The sequence below is a fragment of the Nonomuraea sp. NPDC003709 genome, from assembly GCF_040610775.1.
Taxonomy (GTDB): domain Bacteria; phylum Actinomycetota; class Actinomycetes; order Streptosporangiales; family Streptosporangiaceae; genus Nonomuraea; species Nonomuraea angiospora_A.
The window spans coordinates 665,964-687,667 of record NZ_JBEXMW010000002.1 but is presented as its reverse complement, the minus strand read 5'-3'; the positions used below and the strand labels follow the sequence as shown (position 1 = coordinate 687,667).

The 21,704-nt window shown below is 72.4% G+C and carries 18 protein-coding genes; 14 read left to right on the top strand and 4 right to left on the bottom strand.

All coding sequences use genetic code 11. From position 1 onward, the window contains the following. Positions 1 to 23: 23 nt before the first annotated feature. Positions 24 to 881, bottom strand: coding sequence for an SAM-dependent methyltransferase (locus tag ABZX61_RS07645; RefSeq protein ID WP_355192375.1), 858 nt, complete (start codon positions 879 to 881; stop codon positions 24 to 26). 80 nt (positions 882 to 961) lie between these two features. Between ABZX61_RS07645 and ABZX61_RS07640 the strand changes: the two genes are divergently transcribed. Then, entirely contained in the window at positions 962 to 1,372 is a 411-nt protein-coding gene (locus tag ABZX61_RS07640) for a MarR family transcriptional regulator (protein ID WP_355192373.1), read from the top strand. 102 nt (positions 1,373 to 1,474) lie between these two features. Here the strand turns inward: ABZX61_RS07640 and ABZX61_RS07635 are convergent, their stop codons facing one another. Next, positions 1,475 to 2,680, bottom strand: a complete 1,206-nt coding sequence (locus tag ABZX61_RS07635) for an ROK family transcriptional regulator (protein WP_350726898.1) — start codon at positions 2,678 to 2,680, stop codon at positions 1,475 to 1,477. A gap of 151 nt (positions 2,681 to 2,831) precedes the next feature. Here ABZX61_RS07635 and zwf point away from each other — a divergent pair, with 151 nt between their 5' ends. From zwf to eda, 4 genes are all read left to right on the top strand, one after another. Then, entirely contained in the window at positions 2,832 to 4,298 is a 1,467-nt protein-coding gene (gene zwf, locus ABZX61_RS07630) for a glucose-6-phosphate dehydrogenase (RefSeq protein WP_350726897.1), read from the top strand. A gap of 41 nt (positions 4,299 to 4,339) precedes the next feature. Then, positions 4,340 to 6,283 carry a phosphogluconate dehydratase gene (gene edd / locus ABZX61_RS07625; protein ID WP_355192371.1) on the top strand — a complete coding sequence of 648 codons (1,944 nt, stop codon included), beginning with the start codon at positions 4,340 to 4,342 and terminating at the stop codon, positions 6,281 to 6,283. A 112-nt stretch (positions 6,284 to 6,395) separates the two neighbouring features. Then, positions 6,396 to 7,361 (top strand): glucokinase, encoded by a 966-nt coding sequence (glk, locus tag ABZX61_RS07620; RefSeq protein ID WP_355192369.1) that lies wholly within the window; start codon positions 6,396 to 6,398, stop codon positions 7,359 to 7,361. Positions 7,362 to 7,436: 75 nt separating this feature from the next. Then, positions 7,437 to 8,048, top strand: a complete 612-nt coding sequence (gene eda, locus ABZX61_RS07615; RefSeq protein WP_350726894.1) for a bifunctional 4-hydroxy-2-oxoglutarate aldolase/2-dehydro-3-deoxy-phosphogluconate aldolase — start codon at positions 7,437 to 7,439, stop codon at positions 8,046 to 8,048. A gap of 24 nt (positions 8,049 to 8,072) precedes the next feature. On the opposite strand, the gene ABZX61_RS07610 is transcribed toward eda, so the two are convergent. Then, positions 8,073 to 8,981, bottom strand: a complete 909-nt coding sequence (locus ABZX61_RS07610) for a LysR family transcriptional regulator (protein ID WP_355192367.1) — start codon at positions 8,979 to 8,981, stop codon at positions 8,073 to 8,075. A gap of 85 nt (positions 8,982 to 9,066) precedes the next feature. Here ABZX61_RS07610 and ABZX61_RS07605 point away from each other — a divergent pair, with 85 nt between their 5' ends. The 7 genes from ABZX61_RS07605 (at position 9,067) to ABZX61_RS07575 (ending at position 17,699) form a co-directional block, all read left to right on the top strand. After that, on the top strand, positions 9,067 to 9,927 hold the full coding sequence (locus tag ABZX61_RS07605; RefSeq protein WP_355192365.1) for a xanthine dehydrogenase family protein subunit M: 861 nt from the start codon (positions 9,067 to 9,069) through the stop codon (positions 9,925 to 9,927). A gap of 1 nt (position 9,928) precedes the next feature. Next, positions 9,929 to 10,396 (top strand): (2Fe-2S)-binding protein, encoded by a 468-nt coding sequence (locus ABZX61_RS07600; protein WP_355192363.1) that lies wholly within the window; start codon positions 9,929 to 9,931, stop codon positions 10,394 to 10,396. Further along, positions 10,393 to 12,741 carry an aerobic carbon-monoxide dehydrogenase large subunit gene (locus ABZX61_RS07595; protein WP_355192361.1) on the top strand — a complete coding sequence of 783 codons (2,349 nt, stop codon included), beginning with the start codon at positions 10,393 to 10,395 and terminating at the stop codon, positions 12,739 to 12,741. Before ABZX61_RS07600 ends, ABZX61_RS07595 begins: the two co-directional genes overlap by 4 nt. After that, the gene (locus tag ABZX61_RS07590; RefSeq protein ID WP_355192359.1) at positions 12,738 to 13,469 is read left to right on the top strand and encodes an XdhC family protein; all 732 of its coding nucleotides are present in this window, start codon (positions 12,738 to 12,740) and stop codon (positions 13,467 to 13,469) included. The genes ABZX61_RS07595 and ABZX61_RS07590 overlap by 4 nt, the downstream gene beginning before the upstream one ends. An 85-nt stretch (positions 13,470 to 13,554) precedes the next feature. Next, the gene (locus ABZX61_RS07585) at positions 13,555 to 14,346 is read left to right on the top strand and encodes an IclR family transcriptional regulator (RefSeq protein ID WP_355192357.1); all 792 of its coding nucleotides are present in this window, start codon (positions 13,555 to 13,557) and stop codon (positions 14,344 to 14,346) included. Positions 14,347 to 14,558: 212 nt separating this feature from the next. Then, positions 14,559 to 15,713: a cytochrome P450 gene (locus ABZX61_RS07580; protein WP_350726886.1), complete on the top strand. Its 1,155-nt coding sequence runs from the start codon at positions 14,559 to 14,561 to the stop codon at positions 15,711 to 15,713. 111 nt (positions 15,714 to 15,824) lie between these two features. Beyond that, positions 15,825 to 17,699: a protein kinase gene (locus ABZX61_RS07575; protein WP_355192355.1), complete on the top strand. Its 1,875-nt coding sequence runs from the start codon at positions 15,825 to 15,827 to the stop codon at positions 17,697 to 17,699. Between the two features lie 39 nt (positions 17,700 to 17,738). Here the strand turns inward: ABZX61_RS07575 and ABZX61_RS07570 are convergent, their stop codons facing one another. Further along, positions 17,739 to 18,641, bottom strand: a complete 903-nt coding sequence (locus ABZX61_RS07570) for a D-isomer specific 2-hydroxyacid dehydrogenase family protein (RefSeq protein WP_355192353.1) — start codon at positions 18,639 to 18,641, stop codon at positions 17,739 to 17,741. Positions 18,642 to 18,748: 107 nt separating this feature from the next. Between ABZX61_RS07570 and ABZX61_RS07565 the strand changes: the two genes are divergently transcribed. Then, positions 18,749 to 20,062, top strand: coding sequence for an acyltransferase (locus ABZX61_RS07565; protein ID WP_355192351.1), 1,314 nt, complete (start codon positions 18,749 to 18,751; stop codon positions 20,060 to 20,062). A 425-nt stretch (positions 20,063 to 20,487) separates the two neighbouring features. Next, positions 20,488 to 21,678, top strand: a complete 1,191-nt coding sequence (locus tag ABZX61_RS07560) for a hypothetical protein (protein ID WP_355192349.1) — start codon at positions 20,488 to 20,490, stop codon at positions 21,676 to 21,678. Positions 21,679 to 21,704 lie beyond the last annotated feature (26 nt).

Genomic DNA, 21,704 nt, shown 5'->3' with positions numbered 1-21,704 from the left:
AGCGGCCGATCCTCCCGGAATGGTCAGCGGCCGGTGCGAACGGCGATGAGGAACCCTCCGCTCGAAGGACCGGGGACGGGACGGCCGTAGGAGGCGGCGAGTTCGGCAAGATCGTGAGGCTGAGGTTGCCAACCGCGTCGGCTGAGCCAGCCGGGGGCATCTTCGCCCAGTCCGCCCTTCCACAATGATGTGTACTGGTCCATCGTCGGCATGCCACGAGTCTGCGCAAGGAGGGCCGAACCAGCGATGTCGCCGTGTTCAAAGGCCAGTCGGCTGCCCGGCGCGGAGAGTTCACCGACTGCGGTCAGCAGACGCGCCGCCTCATCGGCCGTCAGGTAGAGCAGCAGTCCTTCCGCGAGCCATGCCGTCGGTGCGGTGGGATCGAACCCGGCCGCGACCAGCTCGCCCGTCCAGCTCTCGCGCAGGTCGACCGGAACAATGCCGCGCTCGCACGTCGGCACCGCGTCGCATGCGGCCAGCACCGCCTCCTTGAACGCGAACAGCTCGGGAAGGTCGAGTTCGAACACGCTCACGCCGCCCGGCCACGGCAGCCGCAGAGCACGTGTGTCGAGCCCGGCGGCGAGCAGAACCACCTGTGCGCACCCGGCGGCCGTGGCGGTGAGCAGATAGTCATCGAAGAACCGTGTGCGCAGCACTCCATGGAAGGCGAACACGGCGCCCAAGGAGGCCAGCGGCCCCAGTGCGGCAAGGTCTTCGGCGGACGTGGGCTCCTCGGGAAACGCCCCGGGCGCAGCGTCCAGGAATCTCTGGGCGTACGGGTCGTCGAACAGCCGGTCGTCCCTGAGGCTCTCGCGGGCCCTCGCTATCGCCACCCCCAGCGCCGTCTTCGCCACGCCCTTCAGTGAGCCGTCTGGCTCCATCACCGCCTCCTCGATCGAAACTTATTCATCGCCAACGATACATCTCTGGCGATGCTTCTGTGGCGATGTAGCCTTCACACATGGATGGCGGACAGTTGCACCGGCTTGGCAAGCGCCTCATCGAGCTGTCCTCGCAGGTCACCGGCGAGACCGGCGACCTGTCGCTCACTCCCGGAGAGGCCGCTGTCCTGGAAGACGTGATCAAGCACCCCGCCAGCTCGATCAGCGAGATCCACCAACGGACAGGCTTTGTGCAGAGTCATGTGTCCGCGTCGGTCTCGCGCCTCAAAGCGCGTGGGCTGGTGCAAACCGAACCCGACGCGAGCGACGGGCGGCGCACCCGGGTCCGAGTCGCGGAAGGAGCCATGCAGGCGATCGGCCGCCGCGCAGCCCGCAGCATCGACGAGGCGATCGGCCGCACCATCGGCGACCCCGGTCGGGCTCGCCGGACGACCGAGCTATTGCAGGAGCTGGCCGACATCCTGCTGTGACCCGGGCCGGCAAACCTTAAGTGCCGCCCCTACCTCGCCGAGGCCCTGCCATCACCACAGTCGCCTCACGCCAACCACCGAAGGATTTCCGGAGCCGACCACTTAGGGGGCGGCGACGCGCTCGCGGCGCAGGGTCGAGATCGTCATCGTCTCGTCCACGGCGTCCGGCGAGAGCACGTGGTCGAGCACCATCACCGCGCACCCGCTGATGCCCGCGCCCGCCCCCAGCCGGCTCGGCTCGATGCGCAGCCGCCGGGTGGCCAGGGCCGTGGAGCGGCGGTAGACGACCTCGCGGATGCTCGACACCAGCGGCCCGAAAGCCTCGGCCACGTCGCCGCCCAGCACCACCACCGACGGGTTGAGGATGTTGACCGCCCCGGCCAGCACCTCGCCGATCCGGCGGCCGGCCTCGCGCACCGTGGCCATCGTCTCGGCGTCGCCCGCGCGCACCAGCGCGGTCACGTCGGCGATCGTCTTGACGTCCTTGCCCTGTGCCCGCAGGTCGCGCAGCAGCGCGGTGCCGCTGGCCACGGAGTCGACGCAGCCGGTGTTGCCGCAGCGGCACAGCACGTCGCCGCCGTCGAGCACGGGGATGTGCCCGATCTCGCCCGCCGCACCCAGCGCGCCGCGCAGGATGCCGCCCCCGGCGATCACGCCCGCGCCGATCCGCGTCGAGATCTTCACGAACATCAGGTCGTCCAGGTCGGGGTAGGCGCCGCGGTGCTCGCCGATGGCCAGCACGTTGACGTCGTTGTCCACGAGCACGGGGACGGGGAAGCGCTCGCGGATGATCGGCGGGATCACCACGCCGGTCCACGAGGCCATCACGCGGGCGCTCTCGGCGCGTCCCTGCGCGAACTCGACCGTGGCCGGCACGCCCATCCCGACGCCTCTGAGCATCGAGCGGGGCCGGTCGCCGAGCAGCTCGTCCCAGGAATCCATGATCACCGGGAGCACGACGTCGGGCCCCTGCTCCACGTCCATCGCGAACTCGCGCCCGGCCAGCTCCCGCCCGGCCAGGTCGCAGACGGCCACCCGGGTGCGGCTGGCGCCGAGCGCCGCCACCAGCACCACGCCGCCCGTGGCGTTGAACTCCAGCCGGACCGGCGGCCGCCCGCCCGTGGACGGGGCGTCGTCGCGCTCCACGACCAGGCCGCGTTCCAGCAGCTCACCCACGCGCAGCTGCACGGCGGGGCGCGACAGACCGGTCACCCGGCCCAGGTCGGCCCGCGTCGCGGCCTCTCCGGTGCGGATGAGGCGGAGCACCTCACCACTGGTGGCGAGGGTCGCGGCGGTACGTCGAGGCATCGGCTAAGTGAATCACATGGGGTTAGGTCATGAAAAGTCCAGACTTTTTTATCTCAAATGCCAAAACTCCGCTTGTGTGGGACCCAAACTCTCGTTAGTGTCCGTTCTGTCCCTGCTTGGTAGATCATCGGAGCCCGCAACCGTGTCCCCCGTGTCGACAACCAGCCCCACCCATACCGCCGACCTCGTCGTCTTCGGCGGCACCGGCGACCTGTCCATGCGCAAACTGCTCCCGGCGCTCTACCACAGCGACAGGGACGGACGGCTCTCCCCGGAGACCCGCGTCATCGCCATGTCCAGGGGCGGCCTGACCGACGCCGACTTCCGCGGCAAGGTGGACGCCGAGGTACGCGACCAGGTCCCGATCGACGATCCCGCCATGTGGCAGCGCTTCCTCGGCCGCCTGCACCACGTGTCGGTCGACGTCGGGGGCGCCGACAAGTCGGGCTGGGGGGCACTGAGCCGGCTGCTGGCCGGGCACGAGCAGCGCGACCGGGTCTTCTACCTGGCCAGCCCGCCCCGCACCTTCGGCCCCTTCTGCCGCGAGCTGGAGGAGGCCGGGCTGGTCACGCCGCTCTCGCGCGTGGTGCTGGAGAAGCCGCTGGGCCACGACCTGCCGAGCGCGCAGCGGATCAACGACGAGGTCGGCGCCATTTTCGACGAGCGCCAGATCTTCCGCATCGACCACTACCTGGGCAAGGAGACCGTCCAGAACCTGCTGGTCCTGCGCTTCGCCAACGCCTTCCTCGAGCCGATCTGGAACTCCCTGTGGATCGACCACGTCCAGATCACCGCCGCCGAGACCGTCGGCACGCCGGGCCGGCGCGGCTACTACGACCACGCGGGCGCGCTGCGCGACATGGTGCAGAACCACCTGCTCCAGCTCCTCACGCTGACCGCGATGGAGCCGCCGGCCCGCAACGACCGTGAGGCCATCCGCGACGAGAAGGTCAAGGTCCTGCAGGCGCTGCGCCCGATCACGGGCACGGAGGTCGACCGCTTCACCGTGCGGGGCCAGTACACCGAGGCCGACGGGATGCCGGGCTACCTCGACGAGCCCGCCTCCACGCCGCCGACGGACGCCTCGCGGCGGGTGGAGACGTTCACCGCGATCCGGGCCGAGATCAAGAACTGGCGATGGGCGGGGGTGCCGTTCTACCTGCGGACCGGCAAGCGGATGCCGTACCGCAGGTCGGAGATCGTGGTGCAGTTCAAGGACGTGCCGCACTCCATCTTCCCCGGTGGCACGCCGAACCGCCTGGTGCTGCGCCTGCAGCCGGAAGAGGGCATCGAGCTGCACATCATGGCCAAGGAGCCGGGCGCGGGCGAGGTGACGCTGAAGCCGGTGCCGATGTCGCTGAGCTTCGGCAAGACGTTCACGGCGCGGGTGCCGGAGGCGTACGAGCGGCTGCTGACGGACGTGCTGGCCGGGAACCCGACGCTGTTCATGCGGCGTGACGAGGTGGAGGCGGCCTGGCGCTGGATCGACCCGATCCTGTCGACCTGGGAGTCGTCCGGAGACCTGCCCGAGCCCTACCCCGCCGGGACCACCGGTCCCGCCGGAGCCCACGAACTGCTCGGCCGCAGCGGTCGCGAGTGGCACGAGGAGGACGTGTGAACAATCGATTCCGGGTTCATGGACCCGACGAAGGAGGCACCGTGAACCCCGTCATCCAGGACGTCACCGACCGCATCGCCGAGCGGAGCGCCACCAGCCGGGCCGCGTACCTGGCGCGCATCCGGCGCGACGGCGAGGCCGCCAGGGCGAAGGGCCCGGCCCGCGCCCACCTCGGCTGCGCGAACCTGGCGCACGGCTTCGCCGGCGCGCCCGCCGACGACAAGCTCGCGCTACGCGGTGCCGCCAAGCCGGGCGTGGCGATCGTGACGAGCTACAACGACATGCTCTCGGCGCACCAGCCGTACGAGACGTACCCGCCGGAGCTGAAGGCCGCGGTGCGCAAGGCCGGCGGCGTGGCGCAGGTGGCGGGCGGCGTGCCCGCGATGTGCGACGGCATCACGCAGGGGCGGCCCGGCATGGAGCTGTCCCTCTACAGCCGCGACGTGATCGCGATGGCCGCGGCGATCGCGCTGTCGCACGACATGTTCGACGCGTCGCTGCTGCTGGGTGTGTGCGACAAGATCGTGCCCGGCCTGTTCATCGGGGCGCTGCACTTCGGGCACCTGCCCGCGATCTTCGTCCCGGCCGGGCCGATGGCCTCGGGCCTGCCGAACAAGGTCAAGGCGCGCACCCGCCAGCTCTTCGCCGAGGGCAAGGTGGGCCGCGACGAGCTGCTCGACGCCGAGGCGAAGTCGTACCACTCCCCCGGCACCTGCACCTTCTACGGCACCGCCAACTCCAACCAGGCGCTGATGGAGGTCATGGGCCTGCACCTGCCCGGCTCGACCTTCGTCAACCCGCACACCGAGCTGCGCCACGCCCTCACCGAGGCGGCCGGGCGCCGCGCGGTGGAGATCACCGCGCACGGCCCGGAGTACACGCCGATCGGCGAGCTGGTCGACGAGAAGGCCATCGTGAACGCCTGCGTCGCCCTGCTGGCCACCGGCGGGTCCACGAACCACACGATCCACCTGGTCGCCATGGCCGCCGCCGCGGGCATCGTGCCGACCTGGGACGACTTCGCCCGCCTGTCGGGGGTCGTGCCGTCCCTCACCAAGATCTACCCGAACGGCCAGGCGGACGTGAACCACTTCCGCGACGCCGGCGGCATGCAGGTCCTCATCGGCGACCTGCTGGACGAGGGCCTGCTGCACGGGGACGTCATGACCGTGGCCGGCCACGGCCTCGACCGCTACCGCGAGGCTCCCGAGCTGGTGGACGGCGAGCTGGTGTGGGCGCCGCTCACCGGCGGCAGCTCCGACCTGGACGTGCTGCGGCCGGTCGCGGCGCCGTTCTCGGCGGACGGCGGGATCCACATGCTGTCGGGCAACCTGGGCCGGGCCGTCTCCAAGGTCTCGGCGGTCAAGCAGGAGCACCTGGTGATCGAGGCGCCGGCGAAGGTGTTCGACGACCAGCTGGAGCTGCTGCGGGCGTTCGAGGCGGGCGAGCTGGACGGGCAGGACTTCGTGGCGGTCATCCGCTACCAGGGTCCGAGCGCGAACGGCATGCCCGAGCTGCACAAGCTCACGCCGCCGCTGGCCGTGCTGCTCGACAGGGGTCAGCGGGTCGCGATCGTCACGGACGGCCGCATGTCCGGCGCGTCCGGGAAGGTGCCCGCGGCCATCCACCTGTCGCCCGAGGCCGCCGACGGCGGGCCGATCGCCCTGGTGCGGGACGGCGACATGATCAGGCTGGACTCGACGGCGGGGACGCTGGAGCTGCAGGTGCCCGCCGAGGAGCTGTCCCGCCGCCTGCCGGAGGGCCGCCCGCTGAGCGACGCGCAGTGGGTGGGGACCGGGCGCGAGCTGTTCGCGGCCTTCCGCCGGATGGCGGGCCACGCGGAGCAGGGCGCCGGGATCTTCGGCATCAGCGGCGCCGAGTCGCCCGACCACGGCCCCGGCCTGGGCTTCCTCGCCGAGGCCGGCGCCTCGCACCTGGAGACGGGCGCCCCGGCCGGCGCCCAGCACGCCGGGCTGGCGAGGTGACGGTTCAGAAGTCGATGGCTCACCGTCCCGTCTGGGACGGCAAGAGCGTTCGTGGGATCCTTCGGTTCATGGCGAGCGATCTTGACGCCGCCCTGGACGCCGGAGGTATGTGGTGAGTGCCTTTGACCTTCCGTGGCTGGTCGCCGACATCGGCGGGACCAACGCCCGGTTCGGCCTGGTCACCTCGTCGGGAGCGCGGCCGGCCAACGTGGCGGTCCTGGCGGGGTCCGACTACCCGACCCTCCCCGAAGCCGTAGCCGCCTATCTCGCGGAACACGCGGGCGGAGTGCGACCGGGGGCGGCGTGCCTGGCCCTGGCCGGGCCGATCGACGGCGACCACTACCGGCTCACGAACTCGGCGTGGGCCGGGTCCGTACGGGATCTCGGCGTCCCGTACGCGGCGCTGCTCAACGACTTCGAGGCGCTGGCGGTGTCGCTGCCGCACCTGGAGGGTGACGACCTGGTCTCGCTGGGCGGCCCCGAGCCGGGTCACGGGGTCAAGGCCGTGCTGGGGCCGGGGACCGGCCTCGGCGTGGGCGGGCTGGTGCCCGTGGAGCACGGCTGGACGCCGATCCCGGGCGAGGGCGGGCACGTCACGGTGCCGGTGGTGGACCGGCGGGAGCTGGAGATCGTCCAGGTCCTGCAGTCGCAGGGGTTGCCGCACGTGGTGGCCGAGCACGTGCTGTCCGGACCTGGGCTGGTCCGGCTGCACCGGGCGCTCGCCCAGGTGAACGGCGTCGCCGCCCCCGACCTGACCGCCTCGGACATCGTGGCCCGGCTGGACGACTCGCTGTGCGCGGAGACGGTGGAGGTGTTCTGCGGGATGCTGGGCAGCTTCGCCGGGAACGTGGCCCTGACCCTCGGCGCGAGGGGCGGGGTGTATCTGGGCGGCGGAGTGCTCCCCCGTATCGTGGAACGCGTGCGCACCAGCAGCTTCCGGGCCCGCTTCGCCGAAAATCCGGACATGGCCCACTACCTGGAGGCCATCGGCACCGCGCTGATCGTCGCCCCGCAGCCGGCGCTGACGGGCGCGGCGGCCTGGCTGGCCCAGCGCGCCCGCCGGGAACTGGTGGGATGACCGCGCGGACTTGTCCGGGCGGACCTGTACGTGACTAGACGGCCGCCAACGGGCCGACGAGGAGAAGAAGAACCCATGAGCCTGCTCGATCTCGCCCCGGTGATCCCCGTCGTGGTGATCGACGACGTGGAGAGCGCCGTGCCGATGGCCAGGGCGCTGGTCGCCGGCGGCCTGCCGGCCATCGAGGTGACCCTGCGGACCCCGGCCGCGCGCGAGGCCATCGCCCGGATCGCGGCCGAGGTGCCCGAGGCGACCGTGGGCGCGGGGACCATCCGCAGCTCGGAGGACATCGCGGCGTCGGTGGCCGCCGGGGCTCGGTTCCTGGTCTCGCCGGGGACGACCCTGTCGCTGGTCGAGGCGATGGATTCGAGCGGCGTCCCGTACCTGCCGGGGGCGGCCACCGTGTCCGAGGTGATGGCGCTGGTCGAGCGGGGGGTCAAGGAGCTGAAGTTCTTCCCCGCCGAGGCCGCGGGCGGCATCCCCTACCTCAAGGCGCTGGCCGGGCCGCTGCCGGACGTGCGCTTCTGCCCGACGGGCGGGATCCGGGTGAACACGGCGGCCGACTATCTCGCGCTGCCGAACGTGGGCTGTGTCGGCGGCACCTGGCTGACCCCGGCCGACGCGCTGGCCACCGGCGACTGGGGCCGCGTCGAGAAGCTCGCCTCGGAGGCCGCGGCCCTGCGCTGAGCGCGGCGGAGGCTGCAGTAGGCCTCAGCTCCAGATTGACACGTGGATCGGGGGGCGGAAGCGGCTGCGGGGGATGCCGTCGTCCGGGGTGCGCATGACCTGGGTGGCGGCCGGGGTGGTGAGGAAGTCCAGGAACGTGCCCGCGGCCACCGACCGGTTCGGCGGTTCCAGGGTCGTGGCGTACCAGTACGCGGCCAGCGGGGTGGCGGCGGTCTCGACGGCCACCAGTTCGCCCCTGCGTAACTGGGACGCCACCAGGTGGGCCGTGGCGGGCGCCATGCCGGAGCCCTCGGCGGCGGCCTTCCAGGCGGCCGTCTGGTTCGCGAAGACCCGCACCTGGGACTCCGGGACCCGCAGCAGCCGCAGCAACCGGCTCGTGTCGCTCAGGGGGTCCGTACCGGAGGGGCCCACCAGCCACTGGTCGCGGCGGCCACAGGGCGAGCCGACCACGATGAGGCGGCAGCGCAGGACCGGGCGGCTCACCAGGCCCTCGCCGCTCGCCTGGGTCCCGAGCGCGACGTCGGCCAGGCGGCTGGACAGCAGGAGCGGGATCTCGGCCGTGGCGGCCACGCCGGTGGTGGCGTCCACCGACTTGCGCTGCGTGAAGAGGCAGACGAGCGGCCCGGCCACGTACTCGGCGAGCCCGGCGTCCATGACCACGTGCAGCCCGGCGACGCGGCCCGGCTGGACGGCGGCGACCGCCTCCGCGCCGAGCGCGACGATCTGGGCGGCGATCCCGAGCAGCCGCCGCCCGCCCTCGGTCAGCACCATCCGGTCGCCGCTACGGGTCAGCAGCGGGTCGCCGAGGTGCCTGCGGAGCTGGGCCAGTGACTGGGAGACGGCGGGCTCGCTCACGCCCAGCGCCCGTGCCGCCGCCTTGACAGATCCCAGACGCGCGACGAAAACGAACGCCCCGAGCTGGCTGAGTGTCATTCCCTCTTCATAGTTCCCCGGCGCCCATTAAGGAATCCCTTATTTGCGGATTGTCGGGACAAATCGGTGCCAGCAATGTGCAGTCATGCAGGTTCCCGCGAGATTCGAATACGAGAGAGCGGACAGCGTGCCGCACGCGCTCGAACTGCTGGCGCGCTACGGCCCCGAGGCCAGGATCGTCGCAGGTGGGCACAGCCTCATCCCGATGATGAAGCTGCGCCTGGCCCAGCCGGAGGCGTTGATCGACATCAACGGGCTGGCCGAGCTGGGGCGGATCGCCGTCGAGGGTGACGAACTGGCCGTTGGCGCGCTCGTACGGCACACAGAGCTGCTGGACAGCAGCACCGCCACCGACCTTTTCCCAATATTTCGGGATGCGGAGCGAGTTATTGCCGACCCGATAGTGAGAAATCGGGGGACCGTTGGCGGGTCGCTGTGCCAGGGCGACCCTTCCGAGGATTTGTCCGCCGTGTTCTCGGCGCTGCGGGCGCGGGCGGTCATCCAGGGCGCGGGCGGTCAGCGTACGGTGCCGATCAGGGACTTCCACCACGGCCCGTACGAGACCGCCGTCGGGCCGGGCGAGCTGCTGGTGCAGCTGCGCGTGCCGGTCACGGCGGGCACGGGCAGCGCGTACGAGAAGGTCGAGCGGCGCGTGGGCGACTGGCCGGTGGCCGCGGCCGGAGCGGTCGTCACCGTCCGGGACGGCGTGATCGCGCGGGCGGGCATCGGGCTGACCGCGGTCGGCGCCGAGCACTTCTGCGCCCCCGAGGCCGAGAGCTACCTCGAAGGCAGGCCGCCCGGCGGGGAGGCGTTCGCGGAGGCGGGCCGGATCGCCGCCGAGCACTGCGACCCCCACGCCGACCAGCGCGGCCCCGCCGACTACAAGCGCCACCTGGCCGCCGAGCTGACCCGGCGCGCGCTGGTCAGAGCCGCAGGGAGGATCTGACATGCGCATCACGGTCTCGGTGAACGGGCAGCCGTACACCAGAGAGGTCGAGCCCAGGCTGCTCCTCGTGCACTTCCTGCGCGACGAGCTGGGCCTGACCGGCACCCACTGGGGCTGCGACACCTCCAACTGCGGGGTCTGCACGGTGCGGCTCGACGGCGTGCCGGTCAAGTCGTGCACGGTGCTGGCGGTGATGGCCGACGGCCACGAGGTCACCACCGTGGAGGGCCTGGAACGGGACGGGGAGCTGGACGCGGTGCAGAAGGGGTTCGTGGAGTGTCATGGGCTGCAGTGCGGGTTCTGCACGCCCGGCATGCTGCTCACCGCACGCGCGCTGCTCGACCGCGTGCCCGACCCCGACGAGGGCCAGATCCGCGAGGCGATCTCCGGACAGCTGTGCCGCTGCACCGGCTACGAGAACATCGTCCGATCCATCAGGTGGGCGGCCCAAGAGGAGGCGAAATCATGAGCTACGGACGCATGCACCGCAAGGAGGACGCCCGCTTCATCAGGGGCCGCGGCAACTACACCGACGACGTACGGCTGCCCGGCATGCTGTACGGCGCCGTGCTGCGCAGCCCGCACGCCCACGCCAGGATCGTCTCCGTCGACACGAGCGCCGCCGAGGCCCACCCGAAGGTCAAGGCCGTCATCACCGGGCAGACCCTGGCCGGGCTCGGCCTCGCCTGGATGCCGACGCTCTCGCAGGACACCCAGGCGGTGCTGGCCACGGACAAGGTGCGCTTCCAGGGCCAGGAGGTCGCCTTCGTGGTGGCCGAGGACGCCTACTCGGCCCGCGACGCGCTGGAGCTCATCGACGTCGAGTACGACCCCCTCGACGCGGTCATCGACGCCAGGAGGGCCCTCGACCCGGACGCGCCGGTCATCCGGGACGATCTCGAAGGGCGTACCGGCAACCACATCTTCGACTGGGAGGCCGGCGACCGCGCCCGCACCGACGCCCTCTTCGAGCAGGCGGAGGTGACGGTCGCCCAGGACCTGCTCTACCCGCGCGTGCACCCGGCGCCGCTGGAGACGTGCGGCGCGCTCGCGGACTTCGACAGGGTCACCGGCAAGCTGACCGTCTGGTGCCCCACGCAGGCGCCGCACGCCCACCGGACGCTGTACGCGATGGTGGCCGGGCTGCCCGAGCACAAGATCCGGGTGATCTCCCCGGACATCGGCGGCGGTTTCGGCGGAAAAGTCGGGATATATCCCGGCTACGTGTGCGCGATCGTCGGCTCGATCGTCACCGGCAAGCCGGTCAAATGGATGGAGGACCGCTCCGAGAACCTCATGAGCACCGCCTTCGCCCGCGACTACCACATGCGCGGCGAAGTGGCGGCGACGCGTGACGGCAGGATCCAGGCGATCAGGGTCAAGGTGCTGGCCGACCACGGCGCGTTCAACGGCACGGCCCAGCCGACCAAGTTCCCGGCCGGGTTCTTCCACGTCTTCTCCGGCTCGTACGACATCGAGGCCGCCCACTGCGAGGTCACCGGCGTCTACACGAACAAGGCCCCCGGCGGCGTCGCCTACGCCTGCTCCTTCCGCGTCACCGAGGCCGTCTACCTGGTCGAGCGCATGATCGACGTACTGGCCGCCGAGCTGGACCTCGACCCGGCCGAGCTGCGGATGCGCAACCTGCTCAGACCCGAGCAGTTCCCCTACCACTCCCCCACCGGCTGGGAGTACGACTCCGGCGACTACCCCAGGGCGCTGCGCCTGGCCATGGACATGGCCGGCTACGACAAGCTCCGCGCCGAGCAGGCCGACAAGCGGGCCAGGGGTGAGCTGATGGGCATCGGCGTCAGCTTCTTCACCGAGGCCGTCGGGGCGGGCCCGCGCAAGCACATGGACATCCTCGGCCTGGGCATGGCCGACGGCGCCGAGCTGCGCGTGCACCCGACGGGCAAGGCCGTGCTGCGGGTCTCGTGCCAGTCCCAGGGCCAGGGGCACGAGACCACGTTCGCCCAGATCGTCGGGCAGGAGCTGGGCATCCCGGCCGACGACGTGGAGGTGGTGCACGGCGACACCGACCAGACGCCGTTCGGGCTGGGCACGTACGGCTCGCGCTCCACCCCCGTCTCGGGCGCGGCCACCGCCATCGTGGCCAGGAAGGTGCGCGACCGCGCCAAGATCGTGGCGGCGGCCATGCTGGAGGCCGCGCCGGACGACCTGGAGTGGGCCGACGGCAGGTGGTCGGTGGTGGGCGACCCGTCCGCCGGTAAGTCGATGGCCGAGATCGCGCTGGCCGCGCACTCCAACCTGGAGCTGCCGGAAGGGGTCGAGGGCCACCTCGACGCGGCCACCGTCTACAACCCGCCCAACCTCACCTACCCGTTCGGCGCCTACATCTGCGTCGTCGACGTCGATCCGGGGACGGGGCAGGTGAAGGTGCGCAGGTTCGTGGCGGTGGACGACTGCGGCGTGCGGATCAACCCCATGATCGTCGAGGGGCAGATCCACGGCGGGCTGGCCGACGGGGTGGGGATGGCGCTCATGCAGGTGATGGCGTTCGACGAGGACGGCAACCACCTGGGGGCGTCGTTCATGGACTACCTGCTGCCGACCTCGATGGAGTGCCCGTCGTGGGAGCTGGGCGAGACCGTGACGCCCTCGCCGACGCACCCGATCGGGGCCAAGGGCGTGGGCGAGTCGGCCACCGTCGGCTCTCCCGCGGCCGTGGTCAACGCCGTGGTGGACGCGCTCAAGCCGTACGGTGTGCGGCACGCCGACATGCCGCTCACCCCGGCGAACGTCTGGCGCGTCGTCAACGGCGACCCGTTCCGCACGGACCTGGCCATCCCGTGAGCGACTTTCTTGGCATGCCGACGTCCCGGCCGCGCCCGGCCGCCGACCTGGACGCCCGGGTCGCGCGGCTGCGGTCGGGGCGGGAGCCGTACGTGCTGGCCACGGTCGTGCGGGCGCAGCGGCCGACCAGCGCGAAGGCGGGCGACCGCGCGCTGGTGCTCCCGGACGGGACGATCGAGGGGTTCGTCGGCGGGGTCTGCGCCACCGACACCGTCCGGGCCCAGGGCCTGCGGCTGCTCGAACTCCGGCGCGCGGCACGGACCACGCTGCTGCGGATCACGCCGGAGGCGGGCGAGCCGCACGAGGAGGAGGGCCTGATCGCCGTGGAACAGCCGTGCCTGTCCGGCGGCACGCTGGAGATCTTCCTGGAGGCCGTGCTGCCTCCCGTGCTGATCCACGTGTACGGCGACAGCCCCATCGCCCGGGCCTTCGCCGCCGTCGGCCAGGCGCTGGGGTACCAGATCGAGACCGGCCCCGGGGTCGCCGCCGACGCCGACGCCGTCCTGGTGGCCTCGCACGGGGTCGGCGAGGAGCCGATCCTGCGTGACGCGCTGGCCAAGGGCGTCCCGTACATCGGGCTGATCGCCAGCCGCAGGCGTGGCACGGCGGTGCTGGCGCGCGTGGAGGGAGGCGAGCGCGTACGGGTTCCGGCGGGTCTGGACATAGGTGCCAGAACGCCCGGTGAAGTGGCCGTTTCCGTGTACGCCGAGATCATCAGCCTGCGTTAACGGGCGGCAGCCGGGTACGCCAAGGACAGGACAACCGCAGCCCCCGGGAAGCCCCTTTCGCTCTCCGGAGAGCGAAAGGACATCAATGCCGACGGAACTGGTCCGCCAAGTGCAGAGGATGGCGGACGACCGCCCCGTGGCCCAGCCGGGCAGCCTGGAGCGGGGCATCGACATCCTGCTGGCGCTCGGCGCCGCCTCCCACCCGGTCAGCCTCTCGCAGCTGTGCCGCAGCACGGGCCTGCCCAAGTCGACCGCCCACCGCATCCTGGGCGTGCTGTGCTCGCGCGAGCTGGCCAGGCGGGTGGGCAACGGCTACCTGCCGGGCGAGCTGCTGGAGACGATGGCCGGCATCACCCGGGCCCGCGTGCCCGGCACCCGCAAGGTCGTGCTTCCTTACCTGCTCTACCTGTACGAGGCCACCAGGCAGACGGTCAACCTGGCGGTCCCCTCCGGCCTGGAGGCCCGTTACGTCGAGCGCCTCTACGGCCACAACCGCGTCGACTCCCGCTCCGACGGCATGGACCGCGCGCCGCTCCACTGCACGGCGACCGGCAAGGCGCTGCTGGCCTTCGACCCGAGGCTGCGCCAGGAGCTGCTGGCGCGCGGCTCGTTCGAGCGGATGACGCGCCGCACCATCACCACGCTGGGCGGGCTCGAACGCGAGCTGGCCCAGGTCCGCCGGCACGGCGTGGCGTACTCGCAGGAGGAGTTCACCGAGGGCGTGGCGTGCGTGGCGGCGCCGGTGTTCGGCCCGGGCGGCCGGATCTGCATGTCCCTCGGCGTGGCCGCCCCCGTGGGCGCGGTGCCGCTCGCCAAGCTCGGCATCTCCGTACGCGGCGCCGCCCAGGCCATCTCGGCGGCCCTCCTCGGCGCGTAGGCGTTCCGGCCATCGGAACATCTCCGCGGCCTCGGCCCGGAAGTGTTCCGGTGGCCGAGACCCCTGATTGCGAACGCGGCGCCACGGGAGATCACATCGGCATATGGACTTCCTTCCTGCTCCGGCCACCCAGGAGGCGCCCGCGGGCCGAAAGGTCAGTGCCCGCATGGCCACGGACCCGCGGGCGCCGGTCGGAGCACGGAAGGCCGCGCGTGCCTAGGGACCTCCCCCGGGCCACCGTGCTGGAGAGCCTGCGCCTGGCCGCCACGATCGTCCCGCCGGGCTTGCCGCATCTGACGCGTGGGCGCGACCCGCTGCGCTCCCGCGCGCTGCTGGCCGAGCTCGAGGCCAGGTACGGCGGCCGCCCCGTCCTCGTGCGCGGCCTGCGCGGCCCCGCGCTGCTGATCATCTCCAAGCGGGACGCCCTGCGCGTGCTGTCGGAGGAGGGCGAATTCGCGCAGGGCGTCGAGCAACGCCCCTTCGGCCTGCCGACCGACGTGCTGCGCCCGACGTTCATCGACATCGCCAGGGAGGAGGCCGGGGAGCTCACCTCCGGCGTGGTCGACCACGACCGGCTGAACGCCCGGTGGCAGCGGGTGGCCAGGCGCTGCGTCTACGGCGACGGCGCGGCCGACGACGTGGAGCTCACCCGCCTGCTGACGGACCTCACGCGGGCCGGCAGGTGGCGCGACAGGCGGCGCCAGGACCTGCTCTCGGGCCGCTACGACGCCCGCATCCTCGACCACCTGCGCCGCGCCGAACCCGGCAGCCTGGCCGGCCTGATCGCGGAGAGGCCGGGGGTGGGCCGCTCGCGCGGGCTCATGCAGGCGGCGTTCTGGCTGATGGGCCTCGGCGTGATGTCGGCGGGGCTGATGCAGACGCTGGCGCTGCTGGCCGCCCACCCGGCCCAGCGCAAGTCGGCCCGCCGCGACGCCGACTACCTGCGGGCCTGCCTGCGCGAAGGGCTGCGCCTGTGGCCGCCGGTGCCGGCGCTGTCGCGGGTCACCGCCACCAGGACCGACTGGTACGGCACCACCCTGCCGGCCGGCACCACCGTGCTCGTGCCGATCGCCGCGCACCAGCGCAGCTCGCGCCTGCCGTACGCGAACACCTTCGCCCCCGAGATCTGGCTGGACGGCACCGCGGCGAACGAGTGGTGGGCCAGACCGGGCTGCGACGGCGTGCACCTCACGCTCGCGGTCGGCACCGCCTTCCTGGCCGGCATCGTCCGCGCCGCCCGCCCCAAGCCGGTCGGGCGGCTGCTGTCCCCGCACCGCCCGCTCCCCCACACTCTCAACCTCTCGCGCCTGCGGGTGACGATGCGCCCCTTGCGCATCCACGGCGCTCCTTCTCCTGCTCAGAACTAGTCGCCACCGGGCAGGCACTTCCTCCGTTAGAGTCTTGGGTACAAAATGACGTGCCGGGCGGAGGAACGGTTCGGATTGAGACGGGATGACGACGGCGAGAGGACGGCTACGTTGGGGCGCTCCGCAGGCACTCCGCTGGAGCCGGAAGATCCGCCGGCGATCGGCCCCTATGAGCTGGTCAGCCGTCTCGGCTCCGGTGGCATGGGCGTGGTCTACCTCGCCAAGGCGGCCGACGGGCAGCGGGTGGCGCTCAAGGCGATCCGGCGCGACTACACGGCCGACCCGGTCTACCGGGCGCGTTTCCACGAAGAGGTGTCCAACGCGCGCAAGGTGGCCTCGTTCTGCACGGCGCGCGTGCTCGACCACGGCGAGGACCGCGGCGTCCTCTACCTCGTCACCGAGTACATCGACGGCATCTCGCTAGAGGACCACCTGATCGAGCACGGCGCGCTGTCGCCGTCGGTGCTGCACTCCGCGGCCGTCGGCGTGGCCGCCGCGCTGACCGCGATCCACGCGGCCGGGCTGGTGCACCGCGACCTCAAGCCGGCCAACGTGATGCTGACGCTGGCCGGGCCCCGGGTGATCGACTTCGGGCTGGCGCGCTCGACGCACGTCAGCTCCCGGCACACGAACGCCGGCATGGTGATGGGCACGCCCGGATGGATCGCTCCCGAGCAGGTCTTCGAGGGGCGCACCAGCCCGGCGGGCGACGTGTTCGCCTGGGGGTCGCTGATCGCCTACGCGGGGCTGGGCGGGCATCCGTTCGGCGAGGGTGACGCGTACGTGATGGCGGCCCGGGCCCGCAGCGCGCCGCCCGACCTGCGGGGGCTGCCCGCGCCGCTGGACCGGCTGGTGGCCGCGGCCATCCACCCCGACCCGGCGCGCCGGCCCGCGGCCAAGCAGCTGCTGCTGGAGCTGGTGGGGGCGGCCGACGAGCCCGCGGCGCAGCTCGCCGCCACCAAGCACCTGACCAACTCGTGGAACCCGTCGGACTTCCCGATGATGCCGCCTCCGATGTCGCCCGACCGTACGGGCGCGGGTCGCCCGCCCCGCCGGCCCGGGGGTCGCGGCCCGCATGCCGAGCCCCGCGGGCCGCAGCCGCAGCCGCAGCCGCCCGCCGAACGCACCGGCCCCACGCCGAGGGCGGCGAGCCACGTGCCGCCCGCCGAGCGCACCGGCCCCAAGCCCGGCATGATGCAGCCGCCGCCCGCCGAACGCACGGGGCCCAAACCGGGTCAGATGCCGCCTGCCGAACGCACGGGGCCCAAGCCCGGCATGATGCAGCCGCCGCCCGCCGAGCGGACCGGGCCCACGCCCGGCGTCGGCCGGGTGCCGCAGCAGCCGCCGGCGCCCCACCCCGAGCGGACCGGTCCCGTGCCGCAGACCGGGATGGGCCCGCGGGGGCCGCATCCGGATCTCACCGGGCCGGTCCCCCACCACCAGACCGGGCAGGGGCCGATGCCCCACCCCTCCGCCACCGGCCAGGGGCCGTTGCCGGGCTATCCGCCCGCCAAGCCCAAGCGGGGTGTGTTCGCGGGCTGCATGACCGCCTTGATCATCGCGTTCGTGCTGGTGGTGGGGCTGATCGTCGTGCTGATCTGGGTGCTGCGGCCCTCGTCGGCCGGCGAGGACGGGCCCGTGCAGGACGGCAAGCTGCGCTTCGCCGTCACCAGCACGAAGTGTCCCAAGCCCGTGAAGTCCGCGCAGACCCGCACGTGCCAGATCGGCGTGCGGGTCAGCAACGTCGGCCAGGAGGCCAGGGTGCTCTACCCGGGCCAGCAGAAGCTGGTGGATGAGGACAAGGAGTTACACGGCGGCACCAAGCTGCTCGACAAGGACGGCAAGGAGATCACGCCGATCCGCATCGAGGCGGGCCAGTCGTTCGCCGGCGCGCTGGTGTTCGAGCTGCCGAAGGACCTCGCCCCGGCCGCGCTCGAGGTGCACGACTCGGGGCTGAGCAACGGGGCCCGCCTCAACCTCGGCTGAGCCGTCTCTGAACCGTCTCTGAACCGTCTCTGGGGCGCCTCAGAACCCCTCGGTCGGGGAGACCACGCCCTCCAGCGGGGCGCCGTCGCCGAAGCGCCGCACGTTGGCGGTGACGCGTTCGGTCAGGCCGCGCCAGTAGGAGGAGGGCGGGTTGGCGGAGTGGGGCGTGATGAGCACGTTGTCCAGGCTCCACAGCGGATGCCCGTCAGGCAGCGGCTCCGGGTCCGTGACGTCCAGCGCCGCGCCGCCGATGCGGCCCGCGCGCAGCGCGTCCACCAGTTCGTCGGTCACGACGAGGCTGCCTCGGGCGACGTTCACCAGCCAGGCGTCCTCGCGCATGAGCTCGAACTCCCGCTTCCCGAACATCCCCCTCGTCTCCGGCGTGGCCGGCGCCAGGACGACCACGTAGTCGGCCTCGGGCAGCACCTCGCGGTAGCGGGCGCGCGGCAGCACGAGATCCGCGCCGGGCGCCTCGCCGCTGTCGGTGACCGCCAGGACCCGGCAGCCGAACGGCTCCATCATCCGCATGAGCACCCGCCCGATGCCGCCGTAGCCGACGATCGCGACCGTCGAGCCCGCGAACTCCCTGGACGTCTTCGGCTCCCACGTCTTGACCCTGGCCGCCCGGTACAGCCGGCGCGCGGCCGCCAGCATCAGGGCCATCGCGTGCTCGGCCACCGGCAGGCCGTAGGAGCCGGTGGCGGCGGTGAAGACCGGGTGCTCGGAGATCAGCCCGGCGTCGGCGAACCGCTCGATGCCCGCGCTCGGCAGTTGCACCCAGCGGATGCCCTCGTGGAGCATCGGCCGCAGCTCCGCGGGACCGCCGCCGAAGAAGACGATCGCCTCGGCCTCCTCCAGCGGCACGACCTGGCCGCCCGCCTGACGCACCGCCTCGATGAGCACGGGAACCGGCTCGGGTCCGACATGGACGGCGACGGTCATGCTGGGGCCTCCTTCTCGCCACGGGATCATTAGCGTATCGGTGATGCCCGAGCACGACGTTCTCCGGTGCCAGCATCTCTTCAGCCTTCGTGGGTAGGTTTGGGCGGGTGTCCGCCGTCGCCGCCCAGCCCGTGACCGCCTCCGTCCCCGCCGCCGCCCGGCTCGCGTGGCTGGACGCGCTCCGGGGGATCGGCGCGCTGGCCGTGGTGGCCGAGCACCTGCTGCCGTGGTTCCTGCCCCAGCTCAGGCCGTACTGGTTCAGCCTCGGCATCTACGGCATCCTCGTGTTCTTCCTGGTCAGCGGCTACATCATCCCCACGTCCCTGGAACGCCACGGCGACGTGCGCAAGTTCTGGATCAGCCGGTTCTTCCGGCTCTATCCCCTCTACCTCGGCGTGGTCGTCCTCGTGCTGGCCCTGGCCTGGTGGGTGCCGGTGCGGCCGGAGGTGCCCAGGGACGCCAGCGCGGTGGCGGCGCACGCGACCATGCTGCTCGACGTCGTGAACGTGGGCGGCGTGGCCGACACGATGTGGACGCTGTCGTACGAGATGATCTTCTACCTCCTGGTCACCGCGCTGTTCCTGATCGGAGGGCACGGCCGGAGCGGGCTGCTGTCGGTGTCGTTCGCGGCGGGGGCCGTGGTGGTGGGGCTGGTGGCGTCGGGGGCGATGCTGACGGGCGGGTGGCCCGCCTACGTCTCCGCCGCGATGTTCGCAGCCGGGCTGACCTGCGTCGTGTGGGGACGCCTGCGCACGGCCGCGGCCTGCGTGCTGGGGCTGATGGCGCTGACGCTGCTGCCGCTGAGCAGCCGGGTGCCGTGGCTCGCGGTGGCGGTGCTGGCGGTGATGTTCGCGGGGACGGCCATCCACCGGTGGGAGCGGGGCCACGGACGGCTGTGGCCGGTCGCGGTGGCCGCGGCGCTGGTGGGGATCGCGCCGCTGTGGGCCGTCCAGGGCGGCTGGTGGTGGGTGCGGGCTGATGTGTGGCTGACGACGATCGTGCTGGCCGGGGCCACGTTCGCGGCGGGGATGGCGCTGCGGGGGCGGCGGCTGCCCAGGGTGCTGACCTGGCTCGGGCTGATCAGCTACTCGCTCTACCTGGTGCATCACCCGCTGCTGAAGTATTTCGTGGCGATCACCGGTGACCTGCGCCGGGCGGAGCCGGCGTACCAGCTCATGATGGCGGCGCTGGCCCTCACCGTGGTGCTGGCCGTCAGCGCACTCAGCTACAGATACGTCGAACGGCCCATGCAGGCGCTGGGCCGCCGCCTCTCAGGCGGGCGCGCCCGCCGGCTCCAGGGCGAGGGCGATCGCGGGATGGCTCGACAGGGCGCGCGACACGACGGGATCCTCGGCCATGAGGAAGCCCAGGTGCCGGACCGCGTGCGCGACCACGTTGGCCAGGGCGACGCGCTCAGGTGACGGGGTCGCGGGCCCCTCGCCCCTGGCGATCTCCAGCTCGGGCACCTCGACCGCGGGCAGCCACGGCGCCGGGTCCGGGCAGACCGCATAGGTCAGGACGACCCCGCCGTCCGGCTCGTATCGCCAGCTCGTGGAGTGCACGACGGTCCCGGGGTCCTCGGCCGCGACCCCGCCGAGCCGGCGGGCCGCCTCGTCGGGGCTTTCCCCTCGCCGCGGCCGGGTAAGGGCATGCCGGTAGGACCAGCGATTGTCGGTGCCCACCCGTAGCATGAGCGTCTCAACCAGGATCACGTGTCTTCCCGTCACCGCCACCAACTTACTGCCAATCATATGCAAGTACGTCTCAGACGCATTGTCGCAACGCTCTTGAAAGCCGTGGCGGGCCCGGATGTAGTCGATGGCATGCGAGAGAGGGGCCGACAGCCATGCCGGGTTTGCTGGTGTTGATGGGGTCGGGCGAGACGAGCCCGACCATGGTCGAGATCCACCGCGCGGCGGCGCGTTCGCTGCGTGCCGGGGCGCGGGCCGTGCTACTCGACACTCCCTACGCCTTCCAGGAAAACTCCGCCGACATCTCCGCCCGCGCCCGCCGCTACTTCGCGCGCAGCGTCGGCCTGGAGGTCGAGGTGGCGGCCGGGATCACGGGCGCCGACTGGGCCTTCTCGGGGCCCGGCAGCCCGACGTACGCGCTCGACCGGTGGGCCGGCTCGGGCGTGGCCGGCGACCTGCGTGCCCGCATCCGCGCGCGCGAGGGGGTGACGGTGCTGGCCTCGGCCGCCGCCTGCACGGCGGGCCTGGCCACCGTGCCGGTCTACGAGATCTACAAGGTGGGCGCGGATCCGCATTGGCGCGAGGGCGTCGACCTGCTGGAGCCGCTCGGGCTGCGGGCCGTGCTGATCCCCCATTTCGACAACGCCGAGGGCGGCACCCACGACACCCGCTACTGCTATCTGGGCGAGCGCCGGCTGTCCCGCATGGAGCGCGAGCTGCCGCCCGGCACCGCCGTCCTTGGCCTCGACGAGCACACCGCCCTGATGATCGACCTCGAGACCGAGTCGGTGCGGGTGGCGGGCCGGGGCGGCCTGACCGTCCGCCTGCCCGGCTCCACGACGGTCCTGCCCACGGGCACCCACACCGACCTGGCCGAGCTGCGCCGCCTGGCCGAGGGCGGCCCCGGCACGGGCGCCGTCACCCCGCCACCCCCGGCCGACCCCGCTCCCGCCGAGGTGACGCTGGAGGAGACGATCCACACGTGCGAGGAGCTGTTCAAGGCGGCGGTGGCCCGTCCGGACCTGGTGGCGGCGGCCCAGGCGGTGCTCGACCTGGAGGCCGAGATCGTCAAGTGGGCGGCCGACACGGAGGAGGACGCCGGCGGGGTCGACCAGGCGAGAGAGCTGATGCGGCTGCTCATCGCCCGCCTCGGCGAGCTCGCCGCCACCGCCCGCCTCCGCTCGCAGAGCCTCCCCTCCCTGGTGGAGCCCCTGCTGGCGCTCCGCACCCGGCTGCGCGAGGAGGGGCGGTACGAAGTGGCGGACGCGGTGCGGGCGGCGATGCAGGAGGGCGGGATCCTCGTGGAGGACACCCCGGACGGGCCCCGCTGGACCTGCGCCTCCTGAGACATCCGCCGGACACCTGTTCCGGC